Source organism: Rhodohalobacter sp. 614A (assembly GCF_021462415.1).
GTDB lineage: Bacteria > Bacteroidota > Rhodothermia > Balneolales > Balneolaceae > Rhodohalobacter.
In genome coordinates this window covers 126,685-149,568 of record NZ_JAKEDS010000004.1, presented here as the reverse complement: position 1 = coordinate 149,568, position 22,884 = coordinate 126,685, and the positions used below count along the sequence as shown (strand labels likewise).

Below are 22,884 nucleotides of genomic sequence, written 5' to 3'. Positions count from 1 at the left end.
GGAACTGAAAGCTGACGTCTGTTAGCTGAAAGCTGAAAAAATATGATTAAAAACTACATCAAAATTGCCTGGCGTAATATTCTTCGTGAAAAAGGATATGCTTTTGTAAATGTGTTTGGTTTGAGTATCGGAATTGCATTTTGCATTCTGATTTATCTCTTTGTACAAGATGAACTTACTTTTGATCAGTTTCATCAGGAAGGAGATCAGATTTTCCGGGTGGAAGAAACCACACTTTACGCAGATGGAAGCCAGTCTACCGGTACGCCTACCGGCCCTGTTGTACTTGGCCCCGCATTGCAATCCGAGATTTCCGGAATTGAAGAGTATATTCGGATTCAACATAAAGAACTTTTTGTACGGGTACAGGGCTCCTCATCCGAAGCTCTGCAAGAAAATGTGCTTTTCGCTGATCCGTCTTTGCTAACCGTATTTACGTTTCCATTGCAGTCAGGAGATCCATTAACGGCTCTGGAAAACCCCGATCATGTTGTGCTGACCCGGGAGATGGCCGGTAAATACTTTGGGGATGAAAACCCTGTTGGCAAAACAATGGAAATTCGGCTTAACCAACAGTTCGAAAGTTTTGTTGTGAGCGGAGTTGCTCAAAATATACCCGGCAACTCAACCATTCAATTTGGCATTTTACTGCCATTTCAGCGGTTATTGATGTTTGATGAAGCCTTTAAGAGCAATGCCGATAGCTGGCATTTTTATTCTGCTCATACATATGTTCAATTGAATTCAGGGTCGAGGGAATCTCAGATTGAGTCCAATCTTCCTGCATTCTATGAAAAATATCATGCGACCGATATTGCACAAGAAAAAGAAGCAGGCCGATATGATAGCACCGAAACAGATACTTACAATTTGAATCCCATTCAGGAGATTCACCTCACAAGAGATAGTGATCCCAGTTATTCTATTATTCTCTCTGGGATTGCCATTGCAGTACTTATTATTGCTTGTATAAATTTTATGACGCTGTCTATTGGAAGGTCGGTACGCCGCGCTACCGAAGTGGGCGTTCGTAAAGTGGTGGGTGCAGACAGAAAACAGCTGATGGTTCAATTCTGGGGTGAAGCTTTTTTTCTGAGCAGTATTGCATTGGCTCTTGGTGTGATGATGGCAGAAATATTCTTGCCCGTGTTTAATCAACTTACTGATAAAAGCCTTGAGATTAACATGGCTGCCAATAGCATCACAATTTTAGTTTTGACTGGCCTGCTTATTATCACCAGTTTTATTTCAGGCAGTTATCCGGCCCTTCTGCTGTCTGGTTTTAAACCGGTAGATTCTCTTTCAAAACATATACAGACCGGCAAGACGGGTATTTTCTCGAAATCTTTAATTGTGTTTCAGTTTACAGTTACGGTCTTTTTGATTACAAGTACGTTAATCATGTCCCGCCAGCTTGCCTATACCCGTTCGATAGATTTAGGCTTCAATAATGAACAAGTGGTAGTTATTCCAACAAGTGGGCTGGATGCCGGAGAAATTGCACAAAAATTTCGAAACAGGCTGGGGCAGGAGACGAGTATTGTTGGGATAACAGCTTCAGGTAATGAACTCGGCCGGACAGGTACCATGGGCATGGCATTTCCATACAAAGATAAACATGTTGCCATAAGTGTTTTCCGTGTGGATCCCTATTACATTGATTTTCTGGGATTGAACTTGGTGGCCGGACGTGATTTTGATGTGAACCGAGATATGGCTTCCAACCGGGCTGTTATTGTTGATGAAGCGCTGGTCAGGGATTTAGAGATTGAGGATCCGGTTGGCCAGACGATTCCCTTCCCCTGGGCAAAACCCGGCGAAGGGCCGGAAATAATCGGGGTTGTAAAAGACTATCATTTCCAGTCATTATATCAAGAAGTGGGCCCATTAATGCTCACGCTGGATCCGAACTGGTATTTTGAGCAGATGCTTGTTCGTATCCGTCCCGATAATATTCCTTCCACACTGGATCTTCTTAAGGAAACCTGGCAAGGCACAGTTTCTGAACTTCCTTTCACCTATCATTTTCTTGATGATCAGATGCAGACACAATACGCAAATGATCGGCGATGGAGTGAAATCATACGCTACGCAGCAATGTTTTCTGTGCTGATTGCCTGTCTTGGTTTGTTGGGATTAACCGCATTGACAGTATCCCGCCGGACAAAAGAAATTGGAATCAGGAAAGTTCTGGGAGCAAAAGTACACCATATTGTTACACTGATATCCCGCGAATTTGCGATGCTGATTTTATTAGGAGTAGTAGTTGCAACCCCACTGGCCTACATAATTATGCAAAACTGGCTTACCAATTTTGCCTATCGGGTTCCGCTTTCAGTTTGGTTCTTTTTGGCAGCGGGTTTTGGAGCTCTTGCAATAGCACTTTTAACGGTTGGCTATCATGCTGTTAAATCAGCACTGGCAAACCCGGTAAAGAGCCTGAGAAGTGAATAAGCCGGATCGTGGTAAGTATCTGCCAGACAAGAAAATAATCAAGTAATAACGGACAACATTATGCTGAAACACTATTTCAATCTTTTCTTTCGAAATATCAAGAAAGATAAAAGTACTTTTTTGATCAATCTGATAGGTTTATCCACAGGGCTGGCATGTGTATTGTTAATTTATCTGTGGGTGAATGATGAACTGAGTGTGGATAAATTTCATGAAAATCATGAGCGAATTTACCAGGTTATCGAACATGTAGAATTTACGGATGGTATTCAAACCATTATAGAAACTTCAGGTCCCATGGCCGAACTATTAGCGGCTGAAATGCCCGAAGTAGAATATGCAACCGCGACCATTCCTCCATCGTGGTTTGGCGAGCATCTTCTTTCGGTTGGAGAGAACAATATCAAGGCTACAGGCCAGCTCGTGGGTGAAGATTATTTCAATATTTTTTCTTTTGATATCATTCAGGGAGACAAAAATTCGGTCATGACAGATCCGAATTCAATTGTATTATCCGAAGAATTAGCTGCCAATCTGTTTGGCAGTATTGATAATGTAGTGGGTGAAGCCGTAGAATTTGAGCATAACCGAATATTCCAGGTAACCGGAATTTTTGAGAACGTGCCTTCCAACTCTACCATGCAGTTCGATTTTGCATTATCCACTGAAGCTTCGAGGGAAACGCCTCCATGGACGTCACTACATACCTGGAATAGCAGCGGCCCTAAAGTATATGTATTGGTACAGGAAGGAACGGATATCGAACAATTAAATGCAAAAGTCGAACAGGTTCGAAGAAACCGGGATGAAAATACCATTCGCACCGCTACGCTTATTCCCTTTTCAGAACATTATCTTTACGGAAGGTATGAAAATGGGACACAGGCGGGAGGGAGAATCCAATATGTGAGGCTATTCTCTGTTATCGCTTTGATTATCCTGGTGATTGCCTGTATTAATTTTATGAATCTGTCGACGGCACGTGCTTCCAAACGATTAAAAGAGATAGGAATAAAAAAAGCTGTGGGGGCTCAACGAAACACCTTCATTGGTCAATTTTTGGGTGAATCTGTTGCAATGGCTTTTATGGCATTGATGCTTGCCGTTTTGTTAGTAGAAATCTTTCTTCCCCAATTCAACAGTATTGTAGGAAAACAATTGGTATTAAATGCCGATGTTCGTCTTGTTACCATAATGGCAGGCATAGTGGTTTTTACAGGTCTTATTGCTGGGAGTTATCCGGCACTTTATCTCTCAGGATTTAATGCAGTAGCCGTTCTCAAAGGAAAACCGAATAGCAATAGTTCCGGTGAATCGTGGACACGAAAAGGGTTAGTCATCGTTCAGTTTACTCTTTCCATCGTGCTGATTGTTTCGGTGTTGGTTGTCTATAAACAGATTGAATTTGTGCAAAGCCAAAACCTGGGGTATGAGCAAGACAATATTGTACAGCTTAAAGTAGAGGGAAGTTTAAAAAATCAGTTACGGACGTTTCAATCCGAAGCCAAAAAATTACCGGGCATAAGGAATACGTCGAGCACGACCCATAGCATGATTGGACAGAATTGGAGCGGGACGTTGGATTGGGAAGGCAAAAACCCGGACGATATTTTTCAGTTTCAAATTTTTGGTGTGGACTATGATTTTGTCGAAACGATGGGCATGGAAGTTTCATCAGGGCGAAGTTTTAGCCGGGAATTTAGTACAGACAGTTCGGGAATCATTTTTAATGAAACGGCTATCAGGGCAATGGGCATCGAAGACCCGGTGGGCAAAACAGTTGCTAATGGCAGAGCACAAATAATTGGCGTTATAAAAGATTTCCATTTCAAATCTCTGCATGATAAAGTTGAACCGATATACCTGCGAATGATGCCCGATGTGGTTAAATATGTTGTGGTAAGGATAGAGGCTGGAAATGAACGCGAGGCGTTGGCAAGCCTCGGAGACTTGTACCAACAGTTTAATCCCGGCTATCCTTTTGAATACCAATTTCTCGATGAAAGCTTTCAGGCCCAGTATACCGCAGAACAGCGGGTTGCATCCTTATCAAAATATTTTGCCGGGCTTGCCATTCTGATTTCCTGCCTGGGATTGTTAGGCCTTGCCGCCCATACCGCTGAGCAACGAACCAAAGAAATTGGAGTGCGCAAGGTATTGGGCGCAAGTGTGTTGAATATCGTCGGTTTGATGGGTAAAGACTTTATCCTTCTTGTAATCACCGGATTTGCCATAGCAGTTCCTATTGCGTGGTATATGATGAGCCGATGGCTGGCCGATTATGCTTACAGTATTGAAATTGGCCCGGGTGTATTTGCAATCGCGGGTGGAGTCGCCCTTTTTATTGCCTTGGCAACCGTAAGTTGGCAATCGATTAAAGCCGCGTTGATGAATCCGGTGAAAAGTTTGAGGAGTGAATAGATTGGTTTGTGATTTTTAGCTGTCAGACTACTTCAAGCCGTCTGACGGCACATGTATTAACCACTGACAACGAACGACAAACAAAATGTTTAAAAACTACATTAAAATTGCACTTAGAAATCTTTGGAAGAATCCGGGGTATTCATTTATAAATATCGGTGGTCTTGCTATTGGGATTTCCTGCTGTCTGCTCATTGGCATCTATGTAAGTCACGAATGGAACTATGATACCTTTCATGAGAAATCGGACCGGCTTTATCGTCTGACCTACGAACACAGAATTGGTGAAGATCTTCCTCCTGCAACACCGGAGGAGTACATGGCTTGGGGATCAGCAGCAATCGCACCACTTTTAGAACAAGATTTTCCTGAGGTTGAACATACCGTTCGTTTATCAGGAAGGCATCAACAGCTTATTAGTCGTGGTGATGAAGCCTTTCAGGAAGAACGATACTTTTTTGCAGATCCATCTTTTTTTGATGTTTTTAGCTTTTCGTTGATACAAGGTGATCCCGAGACAGCATTGGTTCAACCGAACAGTATCATTTTAACTGAAAGTTCGGCTGTTAGATATTTTGGAGAGGAAGACCCGCTTGGAAAATTGCTCCAGCTTGGTTCAGAGGAAACTCCCCTTACTGTGACTGGAGTAATGGCTGATATACCATCAAATACGCATCTTGACTTCAACATGCTTCTGTCCATGAGTACTTTTGAAAATGAATCGCGTGCCATTGATCGGGCTTTTGTGTTTGATAGTTGGGGATATGTTGATTTTTTCACTTATGTGCTGCTCGAAGAAAATACATCAGCTGAAGCATTAGAAGAGAAACTTCCGGCGTTTGTTCAAAAATATGTTGGAGATGAATTACAAGATCCTCCGCAAACGTTGGACTTCAACTTAGAACCAATTACTGAAGCGTATTTGAGTGTGGTATCCGGATTTCAACCTGGCCCCAAAGGGAATGAGGCTAACCTATATATCTTTAGTTTCATCGGTTTTTTTATTCTCCTGATTGCATGCGTCAACTTTATGAACCTGGCAACGGCATACTCAACAACCCGAGCAAAAGAGGTGGGTATTCGTAAATCTATTGGAGCCAAACGCGGCGGACTGATCTGGCAATTTATATCAGAAGCTATTCTTTTAGCCGGTACGGCCACAGTTTTGGCATTGGCAATATCACAAATCGCGCTGCCCTTTTTCCAGGAGCTTTCCGGAAAAGAGATCCCGGGTGCCATCTTCACCGGAATACATGTGATAGCTATTCTGATTATTGGAACTGTAGCCGTAGGACTTCTGGCGGGTTTTTATCCCGCATTCGTATTATCCGCTTTTCGCCCGGTTCAGGTCTTGAAAGGCAACTTTTCTTCATCAGGTTCAGGGGCAGCACTGCGAAAAGGATTGGTTGTTTTTCAATTTACGGCTGCAATTGTTTTGATTATCGGGACACTGGTGGTTCGAAACCAGTTGCAATACCTGCAGGAACAGCCGTTAGGATTCCAGGATCGACAACAACTTGTCCTCGATTATGGAGCCGATGCACTTGTAAATGATAACATTGATAACATAAAGCAGGAATTTGAAAGAGTGCCGGGTGTTCAGAATGTATCTGCAACCCGCAGTATACCGGGCGGCTACTTTCCACATGCTACCAGTCAGATTGAAACCGCCCAGGGAGCCATGCAGCAGATAAACCCGGGGTTATATGAGGTAGACGCTGAGTTCTTAAACCAAATTGAGGTAGAAGTTGCAGCGGGTCGCCTGTTCAGCGAAGATTATTCCACAGATGCAGAAGAAGCCTTAATCATAAATGATGTGGCCGCTGAGCAATTAGGCTACAGCGATCCTTCTGAAGTAATTGGGAAAAGATTCCAGCAATGGGGAAGGGAAGGAGAAGTGATTGGAGTGGTAAAAAATTTCAATCATGAATCCCTCCAGAATGAAATTCGTCCGCTCACATTTCGGGTTGCACCTTGGCTCAATTACGTAGTGCTTCAGGTTTCAACCGATGATATCTCAGCTACCCTTTCTGATGTTGAAGCAACGTGGAGAGAAGTTGCTCCTCACCGGCCCTTTTTGTTCAGTTTCCTGGATCAGTCCTTTGACGCCCAATATCAGACAGTTGAAAAATTTGGAGCTCTCTTCGGAATATTTACAGCCTTGGCCATATTCGTGGCCTGTTTAGGCTTATTCGGTCTTGCCGCTTATGCAGCTCAACAGCGAACGAAAGAGATCGGCGTTCGAAAAGTGTTGGGGGCGACCGTCAGAGATATCATAGCATTGCTTTCCAAAGATTTTGTAAAACTTGTGTGTATAGGGTTCGTAATTGCAATACCAATAGCATGGTACGTAATGAACCAGTGGCTGGCCGATTTTGCCTATAGGATTGACATAGGATGGAGGATTTTTGCTATCGCCGGCGCTATAGCCATACTTGTAGCATTGATAACCGTAAGCTGGCAATCCCTCCGTGCAGCATTAATGAATCCCATAAACAGTTTGAGGAGTGAATAATAACGAGCTGTCAGCAGTCAGCTATCAGCCTTCGGAAAGGAGGTACTGATAGCTGAAGACTGATAGCCAAACGCTTAAAAATGCTAAAACACACATTAAAACTCATTTATCGTAATTTTATTCGGTTTAAAAGTTCGTTTTTTATCAACCTTGTTGGGCTGTCTGTAGGGATGGCTTGTACCATATTTATACTTTTGTGGGTAATGGACGAATTGAATGTTGATCGATATCATAGCAATGTCGAAAACATTTACCAGGTGATGGAAAACCAGGAATATGCTGAAGGCTCTATTCATACAACCACCGAAACACCCGGCATTTTAGCCCCTGCATTGAAGGAAGAAATCCCTGAAATAGAGTATGCTGCAACCTACACCTGGAATGTAGATTATCTTTTTAGGCGGGGAGATAAATCATTGAAAGAAAACGGGATTTTTGCCCGGGAAGACTTGTTCAACATTCTCAGCATTCCATTAATATCCGGCAATGAAGACGAACTTTTGACCGCTCCATACTCGGTAGTTATTTCCGAGGAACTTGCTAAAAAATACTTTGGCGATGAAAGTGCTGTGGGCAAATCTATAGATATAGATGATGGCGGTACCTACACGATTACCGGAGTATTTAGCGATATTTCAGATAACTCTACGCTTCAGTTTAATTTTGTGCTTCCATTCCAAGAGTATTTACAACAAAATGAATGGGCCGCCGACTGGGCAAATAATAGTGCGCAAACGATAGTAATGCTGCGTCCGGAAGCCGATGTAAAATCTGTAGACCGTAAAATTAAACATTTTGTAAAAGAACGCAGTGAACAATCCGATACGGAGCTATTTTTATATCCGTATGCGGATTCATATTTATACGGCAGTTTTGATAATGGGGAATCTGTGGGAGGGCGTATCGCCTATGTAAGGTTATTCTCTGTTATCGCCTTTTTTATCCTCCTGATTGCCTGCATCAATTTTATGAATTTGAGTACGGCGCGGTCTTCCAGACGGGCCAAAGAGGTAGGTATTCGTAAATCCATCGGAGCTGGGCGTGGCTCTTTGATAGGCCAGTATATGGGGGAGTCCATTATTACAGCTTTTTCAGCCTTAGGATTTACTTTACTGATAGTAGAATTAGGTTTGCCCATCTTTAATGATGTAACCGAAAAAACGATTACCATTCAATATACAGACCCTTCACTGCTACTATTTTTGGGAGCTATAGCATTCATTACGGGATTGATTTCTGGTAGTTATCCTGCCCTGTATTTATCATCATTTGAGGCAGCTAAAGCCCTCAAAGGAAAAGTGAAATCTTCGAATAGAGAGGCGTTTGCCCGAAAAGGGTTGGTTGTTTTTCAATTTACGATGTCAATTATTCTTATCGTTTCAACGATTGTTATCTACAAACAGATTCAGTACTTCCAGCAAAAAAACCTGGGATACAAACAGGAAAATCTTATTGCATTTCCAATTGAAGGCAACCTGGCTGATAACTGGGAATCTTTTAGTAAACAAGTACAAACAGAACCGGGTGTTGAATCAATTTCAAGTGCTAATCATAACTTTTTAGGAAGATATACGAGCGCAGCAGATGTACATTGGCCGGGTAAGGATCCTGACGCCAACGTACTGTTTGAATTAATTTTGGTTGATTATGATCTGATCGAAACGTTTGACTTCGAATTGGCCGAAGGCCGCTCATTTTCAAGAGAATATGGCGCTGATTCAGCCCGGGTTATCGTCAATGAAGCAGCTGTAAAAGTGATGGGCATGGAACAGCCGGTCGGTAAAACTCTTGATGCCTGGTATGATGACAGTGAAATTATTGGCGTACTAAAAGATTTTAACTACCAGAATTTTCAATTCAAAGTGGAACCTATCGTCATGATTCTCAACGGAGGGGAAAGTTTCGGGACTAATTTTGGATATATGCGCTTAAACTCTAATGACATTAGCCGAACGCTGGCAAATGTGGAGAAAACGTATAAGACATTTAATCCCGATTATCCGTTCGATTACAGCTTTATGGATGAACAGTTTGCCGCCTTATATCGCAGTGAGATGAAAGTAGGGGAACTGGCCAGGTATTTTGGGATATTTGCCATATTAATTTCTTGTCTCGGACTTTTCGGTCTGTCCATTTTTATGGCTGAGCAGCGCACCAAAGAGATTGGTGTGCGTAAAGTGCTGGGTGCAACCGTGACGAATATTGTAGGGCTGATAAGTAAGGATTTTATCGTACTTGTATTGCTCGGTTTTGTATGTGCCGTTCCTATCGCCTGGTACCTGATGAACCAATGGCTGGCAGATTATGCCTACAGGATTGAAATTGGTCCCGGTGTATTTGCAATCGCGGGTGGAGTAGCACTTTTGATTGCTTTGGTAACGGTAAGCTGGCAATCCATCAAAGCAGCGCTGATGAATCCGGTGAAGAGTTTGAGGAGTGAATAATAACAAGTTATCAGCTTTCAGCCGTCAGACTTCAGTCGCTGATAGCTGATAACTGACAGCTAAAAGCTTAAAAGAATGCTAAAACACACACTAAAACTTATTTACCGTAATTTTATTCGGTTCAAAAGTTCATTCTTCATCAACCTGATTGGGCTTTCAACGGGACTCGCGTGTGCTCTTTTGATTTTTCTCTGGGTAAATGATGAATTGAGCATGGATGCATTTCATGAGAATGACAGCCGGCTTTACCAGGTGATGGAGCATCAGCAGCATACAGGGAATATTAGGGTGACTGATTCTACGCCGGGTTTGTTAGCTGAAACTCTAAAAAGTGAAATGCCCGAAGTTGAATACGCTGCCACCGCAACTCCTACCGATTGGTTTTCAGGAATAACTGTTTCTGTAGATGAGAATAGAATCAAAGCCAATGGAAAATTTGTTGGCCAGGATTTTTTCAAGATTTTCTCCTATAAGCTTATTCAGGGAGACAAAGAGCAGGTTCTCTCTGATATAAATTCTATTGTACTTTCCGAAGATCTAGCTAAAAGATTATTCGGTTCAGCCGAGAATGCAGTTGGAAAAGCCGTGGAGTGGCAGAAAGCTCAGCAGTTCCAGGTATCAGGAATTTTTGAAAATCCACCGTCAAACTCATCCGATCAGTTTGATTATGTTTTGGCCTATGATTTGTTGAAAAATATGTATGCCGGATTGATGGGATGGGAGAATTCCGGTCCTGAAACCCTGGTCTTGTTACAGGAGGGAGCGGATGTTGAGGAGTTCAATCAGAAAATAAAAAACTACATCAGCACCAAAATAGAGAACGCTGAAAACCGAACTCTGTTCACACGGCATTATTCAGATGCCTACCTCTATGGAAATTACGAAAATGGTGTTCAAACAGGCGGACGGATTGAATATGTTCGGCTTTTTTCCATCGTAGCCATCTTTATCATTTTCATTGCCTGTATCAATTTCATGAATCTGTCGACGGCAAAAGCTTCGAGAAGAATGAAAGAGGTGGGAGTTAAAAAAGCGATTGGTGCGCATCGAGGTTCTCTTATTTTTCAATATCTCGGCGAATCGTTGTTGATGGTAACACTGTCCATGATTTTATCCATCGTGATGGTGGAACTTTTCCTCCCGCAATTTAACATCATCGCCGGAAAACAGTTATCGCTTTCATTAAACAGTACTTTGATCCTTTCGCTTTGCGGTGGAACGTTGGTTACAGGGTTGATCGCCGGCAGTTATCCTGCGTTATACCTATCCGGCTTTAAGCCTATATCTGTTCTCAAAGGCAAACTCGAACGATCGACTGGTGAGATGTGGGCCCGAAAAGGCTTGGTGGTATTCCAGTTTGCAGTTTCCATTGTTCTGATTATAGCTGTGCTCGTAGTATACAAGCAGACTGCATTTGTTCAATCTAAGAACCTTGGTTATGAAAAGGAACACGTCCTCTTTTTTAATGTGGAAGGCAGAGTTGCGGAGAATCGGGAAACTTTCTTATACCAGATCGAAAATATTCCGGGAATAATGGCTGCATCCACCATTAGTGAACGGGGAGTTTTGGGAGGAGGAAATACGGTGAATGATATTCAATGGGAAGGGAAATCTCCCGCAACTGAATTTCCATTTGCACGCAGGTTCGTAAACTACGGTCTGTTAGAAATGATGGACATGAAGATGGCGGCCGGACGAAGTTTTTCCAAGGATTTCAGTGCCGAAGAGTCCAAAATCATTTTTAATGAAGCTGCAATTAATGTTATGGGACTCGACAATCCTGTTGGAAAAATTATACAGTATGAAGAAAAGAATTTTGAGCTTATCGGAGTCGTTCAAAATTTTCACTTCGAATCGCTTCATTCCAATGTCGACCCGCTTTTCTTTCTTTTAAATCCGGACCAGACTCAAAAAGTATACGCTAAAATTGCCCCCGGTATGGAGCAGGAAACCATCGAACAACTCGAAGGTTTTTACCAGGAATTTAATCCCGGTTTTACATTCTCCTACAACTTTTTAGACCAGGCTTACGAGTCACTCTATATTGCGGAAGATCGGGTGGCAACCCTCTCAAAATATTTTGCGATTATTGCCATTGTCATTTCCTGCCTCGGGCTATTTGGTCTGGCCGCTTTCACAGCCGAACGCCGCCAAAAAGAGATTGGCATCCGTAAGATTTTGGGAGCTACAGTGTATAGCGTTGTCACACTTTTGAGCCGTGATTTTTTGCTGTTGGTAGTGAGCGGATTTGTCATAGCAGTTCCAGTTGCCTGGTATTTGATGCATCAATGGCTCACGGGTTTTGCTTACCGAATTGACATCGGGTTGGGAATCTTTGGAATCGCCGGGGGAGCCGCGCTGCTGATTGCCATACTGACCGTGAGCTGGCAATCCATCAAAGCTGCGTTAATTAACCCGGTAAAGAGTTTGAGGAGTGAATGATTAACAAGCTATCAGCGATCAGCCGTCAGCTTTCAGTAAGCTGATAGCTGATGACTGACAGCTGAATGCTTACAATTATGATTAAAAACTACATCAAAATTGCCTGGCGGAATCTTGTCCGCAACAAAACCTATTCCACCATTAATGTGGTGGGTTTGAGTATTGGTATCATGTGCGGGGTGATTATTGGGATTTATATTTTAAATGAAGTGAGTTATGACAGGTTCTTCCCGCGCGCTGATCATATATATCGAGTTTTCCAGGAGCAAAACCAGGCTGGGGATTTATATCAGGTAGCCAGTACGCCTGCTCCTCTTGTAGAAAAACTGGGAACCGACTATCCAGAGGTTGAACTTGCGACTGGTTTCAGCAGGATTAACGGTGAACGTCTATTTCAATATCGGGACAAGAATTTTGAAGAAGATGGTGGTTTCCATATAGATTCCAACTTTTTTGAACTGTTTCCTCTTTCCATATCTAAAGGAAGTATTTCGGCCTTTTTTGCTTCTCCCGGTTCAATCATTATTACGCAACAAATGGCCCATAAATATTTTGCTGATGAAAATCCTATCGGAAAACGAATTACAATTAATCAACGGGAAGATGTTGTTGTTCAGGCGGTATTGGAGGATTTGCCATCAAACATCCATTTAACATTCAATTACCTGTTGCCTATGCAAAACTTGCAGGGACGCCGGGACTTTGAAAATTGGGGAATGAACTGGATGTACACATATATCGTACTGAAAGAATCGGCAAATCCGGATGCATTTGAGCAAAAAATCCGTCCTTTACTCAGTGATAATATAGATAACCCGGCCTGGCAGCCTCAGCTATATTTGCAGCCACTTACGGATATTCATTTATATTCTGACTTCGATTTTAATACGGAGTTTGCTAAAACAAGTGATCTCCAAACGATTTATTTGTTCGGAGCTATTGGGCTTATCATTATTTTTATCTCTTGTATCAATTTTGTAAACCTCAGCACTGCAAGGTCATTCGAGCGGGGTAAAGAAATAGGGGTTCGAAAAGTAATGGGAGCCAGCCGTAAACAGTTAGTTTACCAGTTGATAGGGGAGTCCATGATTTTTGCTTTTCTTTCCACTTTTATTGCTCTGGCTATTACCCAGGTATCTATTTCATATTTTGCAAGTTTAAGTGGTATTCCTCTATCGCTACATCTTCTTCCACCAGAATATTTAATACCCCTTATTCTTATCATTTTATTTTCTGTTGGAGTCTTATCAGGGCTTTATCCATCATTTTTCCTTTCTGCATTTAGTACCACTAATATTCTTAAAGGGTCGTTCAAAACTATCGAAGGACTGGGAAAGCGCCGTCTTTCATTAAGAAAAATACTGGTTGTAAGCCAGTTTGCTCTCTCGGTTATGCTGATTATTGGTGCTATCATCATCAGGCAACAGATGGATTACGTTTTGGAACGAAATGTAGGTTTTGATCAGGAGCATGTAATCTTTACACCTGTAAAAGCAGAATTAAGAAATGATGTTAGATATGAGAGTTTGAAATCAACTTTGCTACAGCAATCATCTGTTTTGCAGGTAACTCAATCTAATAGTCTGCCCATTAATCACGAGGGCTCCTATTCAGGTATTGAATGGGAAGGAATGCCTGAAGGCCGGGAAGATTTTTTGATGAATTATTTAGAAGTAGATGACTCATTCGCTGAAACGTTCGGTTTGGAAATTTCGAAAGGGAAAAATTTTCAACCTCGTAATCCGGGTGATACACTTACATATTATCTCGTGAACGAGACGGCGCTAAAAGTAATGCAATTGAAAGATCCAGTAGGAAAAAGACTGGAAGAGGGAAAAATTGTAGGTGTGGTGAAAGACTTTAATTTTCAATCGGCTTTTAAACCGATAGAGCCATTGATGCTAAGAAACTCGCCCGAGATGTTTAAAAACTTTATTTCAATAAAAATAGCTCCGGGAAATATGCAGGAAAGCCTGGCTACTATCGGGAACGTTTTTAAAGAGTTCGATCCGGAGTACCCTTTCGACTATCATTTTATGGATGAAAGTATTGAGGCACTGTATAACCAGCAGATTACAATGGGTAAACTGATTGACATATTTGCAGCTCTGGCAATACTTATATCTTGTCTCGGATTATTTGGATTGAGCACTTTTACGTCCACCCAACGTATAAAAGAAATCGGCATTCGTAAGGTTTTAGGCGCAACTATATCGGATATAGTGAATTTGCTAAGCAAAGATTTTTTGATCCTTATTGTCACAGGCTTTCTCATCGCGGTACCTGTTGCATGGTACGTAATGAACCAATGGCTGACCGACTTTGCCTATAGAATAGAATTCAGTATGGAAGTTTTCTTCCAGGCGGGGATAATAGCTGTGTTGATAGGGCTTCTCACAGTTAGTTATCATTCTATCAAAACTGCGATGATAAATCCCGCCGAAAGTTTGAGGAGTGAATAAACTGGTTCGTAGTTGGTGGTTCGTTGTCAGTTGGAAGCAACTATCCTGAACTACAGACAACTGACAACCTACAACAGACAAAGAAATGCTAAAAAACTACATCAAAATTGCTGTTAGAAATCTTTGGAAGAAAAAGTTCTATTCGCTGATCAATGTGTTGGGATTAGCTGTCGGGATTTTTTGCTGTATTTTCATTTTTTTGTATGTGCAGGATGAACTGAGCTACGACAAATTTAATACCCATTCTGACCGGATTTACCGGGTAGCTTCCGATATCACATTTGGAGGAAATCATTTTGAGTTGGCAACAGCACCGGCTCCGATGGCCTATACATTGAAAGATGATTTTCCTGAAGTTAGAGAAGTCACTCGCTTCAATAATCAGGGAGATTATTTAGTCAGATATAAAGAGCAGGTTTTTAAGGAAGACAATGTTGTATTTGCCGATTCCACCATTTTCAAAGTGTTAACATTTCAGTTTATTGAAGGAGATCCCAACACGGCGCTGACCGCTCCACATTCGGTCGTCATCACTCAAACAGCAGCCGAAAAATATTTTGGCAGCGAAGATCCCATAGGGAAAACGCTCCGGTTTGATAATTCTTCAGATATGACGGTTACCGGAGTTGTAAAAGATCTACCTCAAAATTCTCATTTTCATTTTCCTATCTATGTTTCCATGTCCACCTTTGCCGACAGCAAAAACACATGGTGGCTAAGTAACAACTACAATACATATTTGCTGCTTGCTGAAGGCACCGATGCAGCTGAATTCGAGCAAAAGCTGAATAATCATGTTTTAAAAAATTATGTGCTGCCTCAGGCTTTACAACTTCTAAATGTTACTGAAGAAGATATCGCTTCTTCAGGTACGGATATTCACTATTACCTGCAGTCCCTTACCGACATTCATTTGCATTCCAATCTGACGGTAGAATTGGGTGTAAACGGAAGTATCCAATACGTTTACATATTCTCTGCCATCGCGATTTTTGTTCTTTTGATTGCCTGCATCAATTTTATGAACCTTTCAACGGCTCGTTCGGCGGGTCGTGCTCGCGAAGTTGGGGTTCGTAAAGTTCTGGGATCGGGAAAGAGCAGCCTTATAGGACAATTTCTTTTTGAGTCGGTGCTACTCAGTATGATTGCTTTTTTGATCGCGATGGCCGGCGTGCAAATAGCCATGCCGTATTTTAATGAATTGTCCGGAAAAAGCTTCGATCCTGCACTTTTCACCAATCCGGAATTGATGATTTTTCTGATCGCATCATCACTGATGATTGGTCTGCTGGCCGGTATTTATCCTGCGTTTTTCCTCTCTTCCTTTCAGCCGGTTAAAGTTTTAAAGGGAAGTGTATCGCAGGGAGCCAAAAGCAAAAAACTCCGAAGCGGCCTGGTAGTTACTCAATTTGCAATCTCAATCATCCTGATTATTGGGACCGTTGTTATTTACCAGCAGCTTCAGTTTGTACAACAGAAAAACCCCGGTTATGAAAAAAGCCAGGTGTTAATTGTTGAAAATGCATACGGTCTGGAACAAAATTTGCCGGTCTTTAAGGAAAATATGAAACGTCTTCCGCAGGTGGAGAATGTAACCATTAGCAGTTTTTTGCCCGTTCCGTCGTCGCGAACAGACACACCTTTCTATACAGGTTCTCAAATGACGAACGAGAATAGTGTTTCTATGCAAATCTGGAATGTGGATTACGACTACATCCCCACTCTGAAAATGGAAATGGCTGACGGACGAAATTTTAGCCGGGATATGGGAACCGATTCATCGGCTATTGTGATCAATCAAAAAGCGGCAGATTTATTTGGATTTGAAAATCCCATTGGGGAAGAAATACGCACATTAAATGAGTTTGGAGAAGATGAGGGGTATACGGCCTATCACGTGATAGGCGTAGTTGAGGATTTTCATTTTGAATCAATGCATCAAAATATCGGTGCTCTGGGACTTCGCTTGGGCCGAAGTAGCGGACTTGCGGCGATCCGGTTTGATGCAGCCGGCGCATCAGAAATTATACAGACGGCAAGAAGAGAATGGGATAAACTGGCTCCGGATCAGCCTTTCAGCTATACCTTTATGAACAGCAGTTTCGAATCAATGTATCGCGCTGAACAACGGATGGGAACGATCATGACGATATTTTCTGCACTGGCCATTTTTGTTGCATGCCTGGGATTATTTGCCATGGCAGCTTTCAGTGCCGAGCAGCGAACCAAGGAAATTGGTGTGCGAAAAGTACTGGGCGCGACTGTAACCGATATTGTGTCTTTACTTTCCAAAGACTACATACTTTTGGTGCTGATTGGATTTGCAATTGCTGTGCCCATAGCCTGGTATACAATGAGCGGATGGCTTAAGGATTTCGCCTACAGAATTGATATCAACATCTGGATGTTTATCGGAGCCGGTGCTGTAACATTGGTGATTGCTTTGCTAACTGTAAGTTGGCAATCCATCAAAGCAGCGTTAATGAATCCCGTGAAAAGCTTGAGAAACGAATGATATCAAACGCACAGTATTCAGTTATGAGCATTTTCGGAGAGGGGTGAGACTGATAGAAAACTGTAAATAATTACAGGGAATTCTTTTGACTGCCGGTCAAAAAAGCCAAGTTACCTCTTGTCATTCATTTGCGGATTTGCGTACTTAAGTTTATAAAAAAGATCCTTCCTCCAGGCAACATGATAGAGAACTACGCGAAGATTGCTTTTCGTAACTTCAGGAAGCGAATTGGCTATACATTTATCAACGTAGCAGGCTTGGCAATAGGGGTAGCTTGCTGTCTTCTTATTAGTATTTACGTACTAAATGAGTTGAGTTATGATCGTTTTATTGACGATTCTGATCGTATTTATCGTATTACCCAGATTCCCACCTCATCGAGTGACCAGCTTCCGGCAGCAAGCAGCCCTTTCCGAACAGGACCTTTTTTAAAAGCGGAATACCCTCATTTGGTGCAGCAGCAGGTGCGTTTGTTTGATACACAAGATGCCGCCCACACCTTTCTGAGCAGAGCGGATGATATCTCTTTCAGAACACCTGATTTCTTTTTTACTGATTCTACTTTCTTTGATGTTTTCAGTATCGATTTGATTCGTGGAAATCCGGAGAATGTATTGGACGCACCGCTATCCCTGGTCATATCAGAAGCACTGGCCACTACTTTATATCCGGATAGCGATCCGATAGGGAAAACACTTCGCTATAAGGGAATTTCATCAATGGAAATGATGATTACCGGTGTAATGAAAAACTGGCCGGAGGAGTCACACATTTCGCCGAATATGCTTGCTTCTTTTACAAGCCTCGATATCCTCTATTCACAAAATCCTGATTATGAAGATAACTGGTGGTGGAATCCTATTTGGACGTATATCAAGCTTAACGAAGATGTTACGGCATCAGAATTGGAGGATCAACTACCGGCGTTTGCTGATAAATATTATTACCCCAACCGGCCAGAAGGGGAGACGGTAAGGCTTGAATTGCAACCCATTACGGAAATTCATCTCTACTCGAACCTCGACAATGAAATTGATGCGAACGGTTCTGTTTTTTCCATTTACCTTTTTTCCGCAGTAGCCGTTCTTATCCTGATTATTGCTTGTGTGAATTTTATGAATCTTGCTACAGCCCGATCAAGCGAACGGGCACGAGAAGTGGGGATGCGCAAAGCTTTGGGTGCCGATCGTGGCCAGCTTTTTTTGCAGTTTATGGGAGAATCTATCCTGGTGAGTTTTCTGGCTGTTCTGATTGCGGTTTTCCTGGTGTATCTGACGCTTCCCTTTTTCAATAATTTCATCGGGAAAGATCTGGCTCTCCACCTCTTTGATAATCTGTTTTTCTTCTCTTTACTGTCTGTGATTGTTGTTGGAGTTGGATTTTTTGCGGGGATTTACCCGTCCATGTTTTTATCCGGCCTGAAACCCACAAGAGTTTTAAAAGGGGATGCTTCGCTCGACTCAAAAGGAGCTTTCTTCAGAAAAAGTTTAGTTACTTTTCAGTTTTGTCTCTCTATCATTCTCATTATTGGTTCCATTGTGGTGTACCTGCAACTTCAGCACATGCAAACCAGGGATCTCGGTTTTGAAAAAGAGAGAATTATTATCCTTCCAATGAGTCAAAATCTGATTGCCTGGGAGTACGATCAGTTTAAAGAGAGAGCGTTGCAAAACCCCAATATTCTGGCAGTTACGGGGATAAGTCACGTTCTGGGGGAAAGAGATGGAGAAAGCTGGAAGATTTATCCTGCAAACATCTCACAGGGCGAAGAAAAATCAACTCTTACACTCCACGTAAATCACGATTTTGTTGAAACCTTTGGAATTGATGTGATCGCAGGCCGTGATTTTTCTGAAGAGTTCACAACGGACAATGAGCAGGCTGTCCTGATTAACCGTCAAATGGTTGAGGTGCTTGGAGTTGAGACACCTGAAGATGCCCTCGGTGAACTTTTTTATTACGACGATAGTAACGATGAACGTCATACATTATCCGTAGTGGGGGTGGTAGAAAATTTTAACTTCACAACGATAAAGCAGGAAGTAAAACCCCTCGTGATACGGCTTTCCAGCGGCACAATGCCGATACTCAGAACCCTTGATCATGCCGCCGTGAAAGTGGCGCCAGGCGGTATGGCTCATGCTATTGATTATTTGGAAACTGTCTGGTACGAAATTAACTGGGTGGATCCCTTTGAATTCTCGTTCCAGGATGAGGAATTGGCAAAAGTCTATGCTTCTGAAATGACCCTGGGGAAAGTTACGGGTGCATTCACGCTTCTTTGCATTTTGGTTGCTTGTCTTGGCCTTTTCGGACTTGCATCATTTACAGCCTCAAAACGAACCAAGGAGATTGGTATCCGGAAAACTCTGGGAGCCACACTTGGTGGAATTTTAATTTTACTGTCAAAAGAGTACATCAAACTTATTTTGCTCGCTAACATTATTGCCTGGCCATTTGTATACCTGCTGATCAACCGCTGGCTCCAGGATTTTCCTTACCGCATAGAAATGGGATGGAACCTCATCATGGTATTTGCGGCAACCGGAATTCTCAGTGTCATTATTTGTCTTGTAACGGTTAGCTACCAATCCTTTAAAGCTGGCAGAATGAATCCCGTAGACAGTCTGAGGAGTGAATAAAAAAACTGTACATCCAATCTAAAAGATACCTGGGATTGAATTCGGATGAACGGCGCCGCGTACACATAAATTGCTCTGCTACTAACCATTCTATGGACATGAAACAAGTATGTCATGGCAGTTTTGGTTTTTCTGAATGCCAATTTTTGAAAGGAGGTGCCATGTTTTTAAAAGTACCCTTCCTCGTAATATTTATGATATTGAAGAGATACGAACACTGTCCGAATCCGAACACCCGATGTTTAAATACGTACAGAGATTTCAATAAGTAGCTTTGTTTTAAAGCTTGTGACCCATTTTCAACAAATTGGTACGATAGTTGATAAACATAACATGTAGCAGTGGCAGATCGAAGAACATTGAGTTTACCGTTCTCAATGATTACCAACAAAAGCTGTCAGTATTCAGTTACCAGAGTGCATACTGGTAGCTGATGTCTGGCAGCTGATATCAAACAGCAGAGAACTAAAAATATATGATCAAAAATTACATAAAAATTGCACTCAGAAATCTCAAAAAAAACCCGGGGTATTCGTTTATCAATATTTTTGGGTTGGCTCTGGGAATGGGAATCTGTATTCTCATTTTACTTTATGTTCAGCATGAACTGAGTTATGATAAGTATCATGAAAATTCAGACCGGATTGTGCGGGCTACCCGTGCCTGGTTCAATCAAGATGGCGAGGTTAGTCTTCATCTTGGTCATGCCGCTCCTCCGTTTGGGCCACTTTTGGAACAGGATTTTGAAGGAACCATTCAGGAAATGGTTCGTTTTTTTGAAGTCAGTCCACTGCTGAGATATGAAGAGAACTCCTTTGTTGAAGACCATTTTTTCTTCACGGATGCGGATGTATTTAATATGTTTTCCTGGGATATGATTGAGGGGGATCCCGAAACAGCACTCACGTATCCCGACGGAATTGTTCTTACCGAAAGTATGGCTGAGAAATATTTTGGTGAGGAAGATCCAATGGGGAAAGCGCTTGAGGCAGAAATAGGAGGAACGAATTTGCAGTTTCAGGTTCGGGGAATTATGGAGGATATTCCCGAGAATTCTCATTTCCAGTTTGATTTTTTGGCGTCTATGGAGCCAGTCATCCAGTTTTATGGTGGGCAAGAAGCATTCATGGAAAACTACGGTAGTAATAATTTCGCTACCTATCTGCTTCTGCCTGAAGGATATGACTATCAGAAGTTACAGCTTCAAATTCCTGCATTTATAGATCGGCATCTTAGTACCGATGAAACTTATTTAGGGCCAGATGGCAAGCCGGTCACAGCGTCCGATGGCACTATGCTATTCCTGCAGCCACTTACCGATATTCATCTCCATTCAAATCTGGACTCTGAAATTGAAGCCAACAGCCGCATCGAATATGTGTATATCTATAGTGCGATTGCTCTTTTTATTCTGATTATTGCATGCATCAATTTTATGAATTTGAGTACGGCCCGGTCAGTCAAACGAGCAGTGGAAGTGGGGCTCCGAAAAGTGATTGGTGCAAATCGATGGTCACTGGTTCGGCAGTTTATAGGTGAATCTGTGGTGATGGCCTTACTTTCCTTGCTTTTTGCCATTCTGATCGTTGAGCTGATGCTTCCAGTCGTTAACGATTTTATTAATCTCAACCTGAGGTTAAATCTTCTTCAGAACTACGCTCAACTTTTGTGGCTTTTGGCAATTGTATTTTTTGTGGGTTTGGTTGCGGGCAGTTATCCAGCGTTTTTCCTTTCCGGATTTCAACCGGCTTCTGTGTTGAAGGGATCATTCAAAGCCGGGAAAATCCATGAGCGATTTCGGTCGGTGTTGGTTGTTACACAATTCGCTATTTCCATTGCATTAATCTCTTGTATGATCATTGTGTACACCCAGCTCGATTTTATGCGAACGAAGGACCTTGGCTTTGATAAAGAAAATATCGTTGTATTGCCGGTCAGTGAACAGATCACATCAAATTATGAGAATATTCGGGAAAGGCTTTTGGGACATCCGGGGGTGTTAAATGTGTCACTCGCCAGCCGGGTTCCATCCGGTCGGCTATTGGACTCGCAAGGCACACAGGCAGAAGTAAATGGCGAATTGCAGAATATCAATTTTCGAATCGCCGAAATTCATATTGGTCACGATTATCTGCAAACGTTTGATATTACCCTTCTTGCCGGCCGAAATTTTAATATCAATCTTGCCAGTGATTCAACCGAAGCGTTTATCCTGAATGAAACTGCTATTGAAACCATCGGCTGGAATTCACCCGAAGAAGCCATTGATAAGCAATTTTTGTATGGTAACCGGAGGGGTCGGGTCATTGGTGTGGTGAATGATTTCAATTTTGAATCACTACACCAGTCTATCGCCCCCATGGTATTTTTGATACCTGATGAGCTCATCAACAACGTATCCATAAAAATCAGGGATAACTCGCGTGAAGAAGTTCTCAGTTTTCTCGAAGAGCAGTGGGCTACGCTCCGTCCCGGCTATCCGTTCACTTACTTTTTTGTGCAGGATAGTTTCGATGAGCAGTACAATTCAGAAGAGAGACTGGGCACGTTATTTGGTTTCTTTTCGATGATTGCGATCATCATTGCTGCATTGGGTTTATTCGGTCTTGCATCATTTACGGCACAACAGAGAATTAAAGAGATTGGCATTCGAAAAGTACTCGGAGCCAAAGTTTCACAAATTGTCTGGCTGCTTTCCACCCGGTTTACACTACTGGTGATATTGGCCATTGCCATCGCTACGCCAATAGCCTGGTATTCCATGGCTCAATGGCTGGACACATTCGCATACCAAATTGATATGCCGGTTTGGTCGTTCATCATCGCCGGCGGTTCAGCGATTCTTATTGCATGGCTGACGATCAGTTATCAATCGATCAAAGCCGCCATTGTAAATCCTGTAAACAGCTTGAGGAGTGAATGAATTTAGTTGATTGTAGGTGGTTCGTTGTCAGTTGCAGACGTGCCACAGATAACTACAAATAACTGA

9 protein-coding genes are annotated in these 22,884 nt (G+C 42.2%); all 9 read left to right on the top strand.

Annotation, left to right across the window (positions count from 1 at the left end):
* Positions 1-42 precede the first annotated feature (42 nt).
* Complete coding sequence (locus tag L0B18_RS17595) at positions 43-2,454, top strand: ABC transporter permease (RefSeq protein WP_234573178.1); 2,412 nt, start codon at positions 43-45, stop codon at positions 2,452-2,454.
* 60 nt (positions 2,455-2,514) lie between these two features.
* Positions 2,515-4,875, top strand: coding sequence for an ABC transporter permease (locus L0B18_RS17590; protein WP_234573176.1), 2,361 nt, complete (start codon positions 2,515-2,517; stop codon positions 4,873-4,875).
* Positions 4,876-4,960: 85 nt separating this feature from the next.
* Positions 4,961-7,390: an ABC transporter permease gene (locus L0B18_RS17585; RefSeq protein ID WP_234573175.1), complete on the top strand. Its 2,430-nt coding sequence runs from the start codon at positions 4,961-4,963 to the stop codon at positions 7,388-7,390.
* 80 nt (positions 7,391-7,470) lie between these two features.
* Positions 7,471-9,834 carry an ABC transporter permease gene (locus tag L0B18_RS17580; protein WP_234573174.1) on the top strand — a complete coding sequence of 788 codons (2,364 nt, stop codon included), beginning with the start codon at positions 7,471-7,473 and terminating at the stop codon, positions 9,832-9,834.
* A 75-nt stretch (positions 9,835-9,909) separates the two neighbouring features.
* Complete coding sequence (locus L0B18_RS17575) at positions 9,910-12,276, top strand: ABC transporter permease (protein ID WP_234573173.1); 2,367 nt, start codon at positions 9,910-9,912, stop codon at positions 12,274-12,276.
* A gap of 77 nt (positions 12,277-12,353) precedes the next feature.
* Positions 12,354-14,738, top strand: coding sequence for an ABC transporter permease (locus tag L0B18_RS17570; RefSeq protein ID WP_234573172.1), 2,385 nt, complete (start codon positions 12,354-12,356; stop codon positions 14,736-14,738).
* A gap of 85 nt (positions 14,739-14,823) precedes the next feature.
* A complete protein-coding gene (locus L0B18_RS17565) occupies positions 14,824-17,253 on the top strand; it encodes an ABC transporter permease (RefSeq protein WP_234573171.1) in 2,430 nt (809 codons plus the stop codon).
* Between the two features lie 179 nt (positions 17,254-17,432).
* Entirely contained in the window at positions 17,433-19,895 is a 2,463-nt protein-coding gene (locus tag L0B18_RS17560) for an FtsX-like permease family protein (RefSeq protein ID WP_234573170.1), read from the top strand.
* A 475-nt stretch (positions 19,896-20,370) separates the two neighbouring features.
* Positions 20,371-22,818, top strand: a complete 2,448-nt coding sequence (locus L0B18_RS17555) for an ABC transporter permease (RefSeq protein ID WP_234573169.1) — start codon at positions 20,371-20,373, stop codon at positions 22,816-22,818.
* Positions 22,819-22,884 lie beyond the last annotated feature (66 nt).

Excerpts from the sequence above, each read along its gene's own strand:
- L0B18_RS17595 (WP_234573178.1), top strand. The coding sequence starts at position 43 with ATGATTAAAAACTACATCAAAATTGCCTGGCGTAATATTCTTCGTGAA.
- L0B18_RS17580 (WP_234573174.1), top strand. The coding sequence starts at position 7,471 with ATGCTAAAACACACATTAAAACTCATTTATCGTAATTTTATTCGGTTT.
- L0B18_RS17585 (WP_234573175.1), top strand. The coding sequence starts at position 4,961 with ATGTTTAAAAACTACATTAAAATTGCACTTAGAAATCTTTGGAAGAAT.
- L0B18_RS17565 (WP_234573171.1), top strand. The coding sequence starts at position 14,824 with ATGCTAAAAAACTACATCAAAATTGCTGTTAGAAATCTTTGGAAGAAA.
- L0B18_RS17555 (WP_234573169.1), top strand. The coding sequence starts at position 20,371 with ATGATCAAAAATTACATAAAAATTGCACTCAGAAATCTCAAAAAAAAC.
- L0B18_RS17575 (WP_234573173.1), top strand. The coding sequence starts at position 9,910 with ATGCTAAAACACACACTAAAACTTATTTACCGTAATTTTATTCGGTTC.
- L0B18_RS17570 (WP_234573172.1), top strand. The coding sequence starts at position 12,354 with ATGATTAAAAACTACATCAAAATTGCCTGGCGGAATCTTGTCCGCAAC.
- L0B18_RS17590 (WP_234573176.1), top strand. The coding sequence starts at position 2,515 with ATGCTGAAACACTATTTCAATCTTTTCTTTCGAAATATCAAGAAAGAT.
- L0B18_RS17560 (WP_234573170.1), top strand. The coding sequence starts at position 17,433 with ATGATAGAGAACTACGCGAAGATTGCTTTTCGTAACTTCAGGAAGCGA.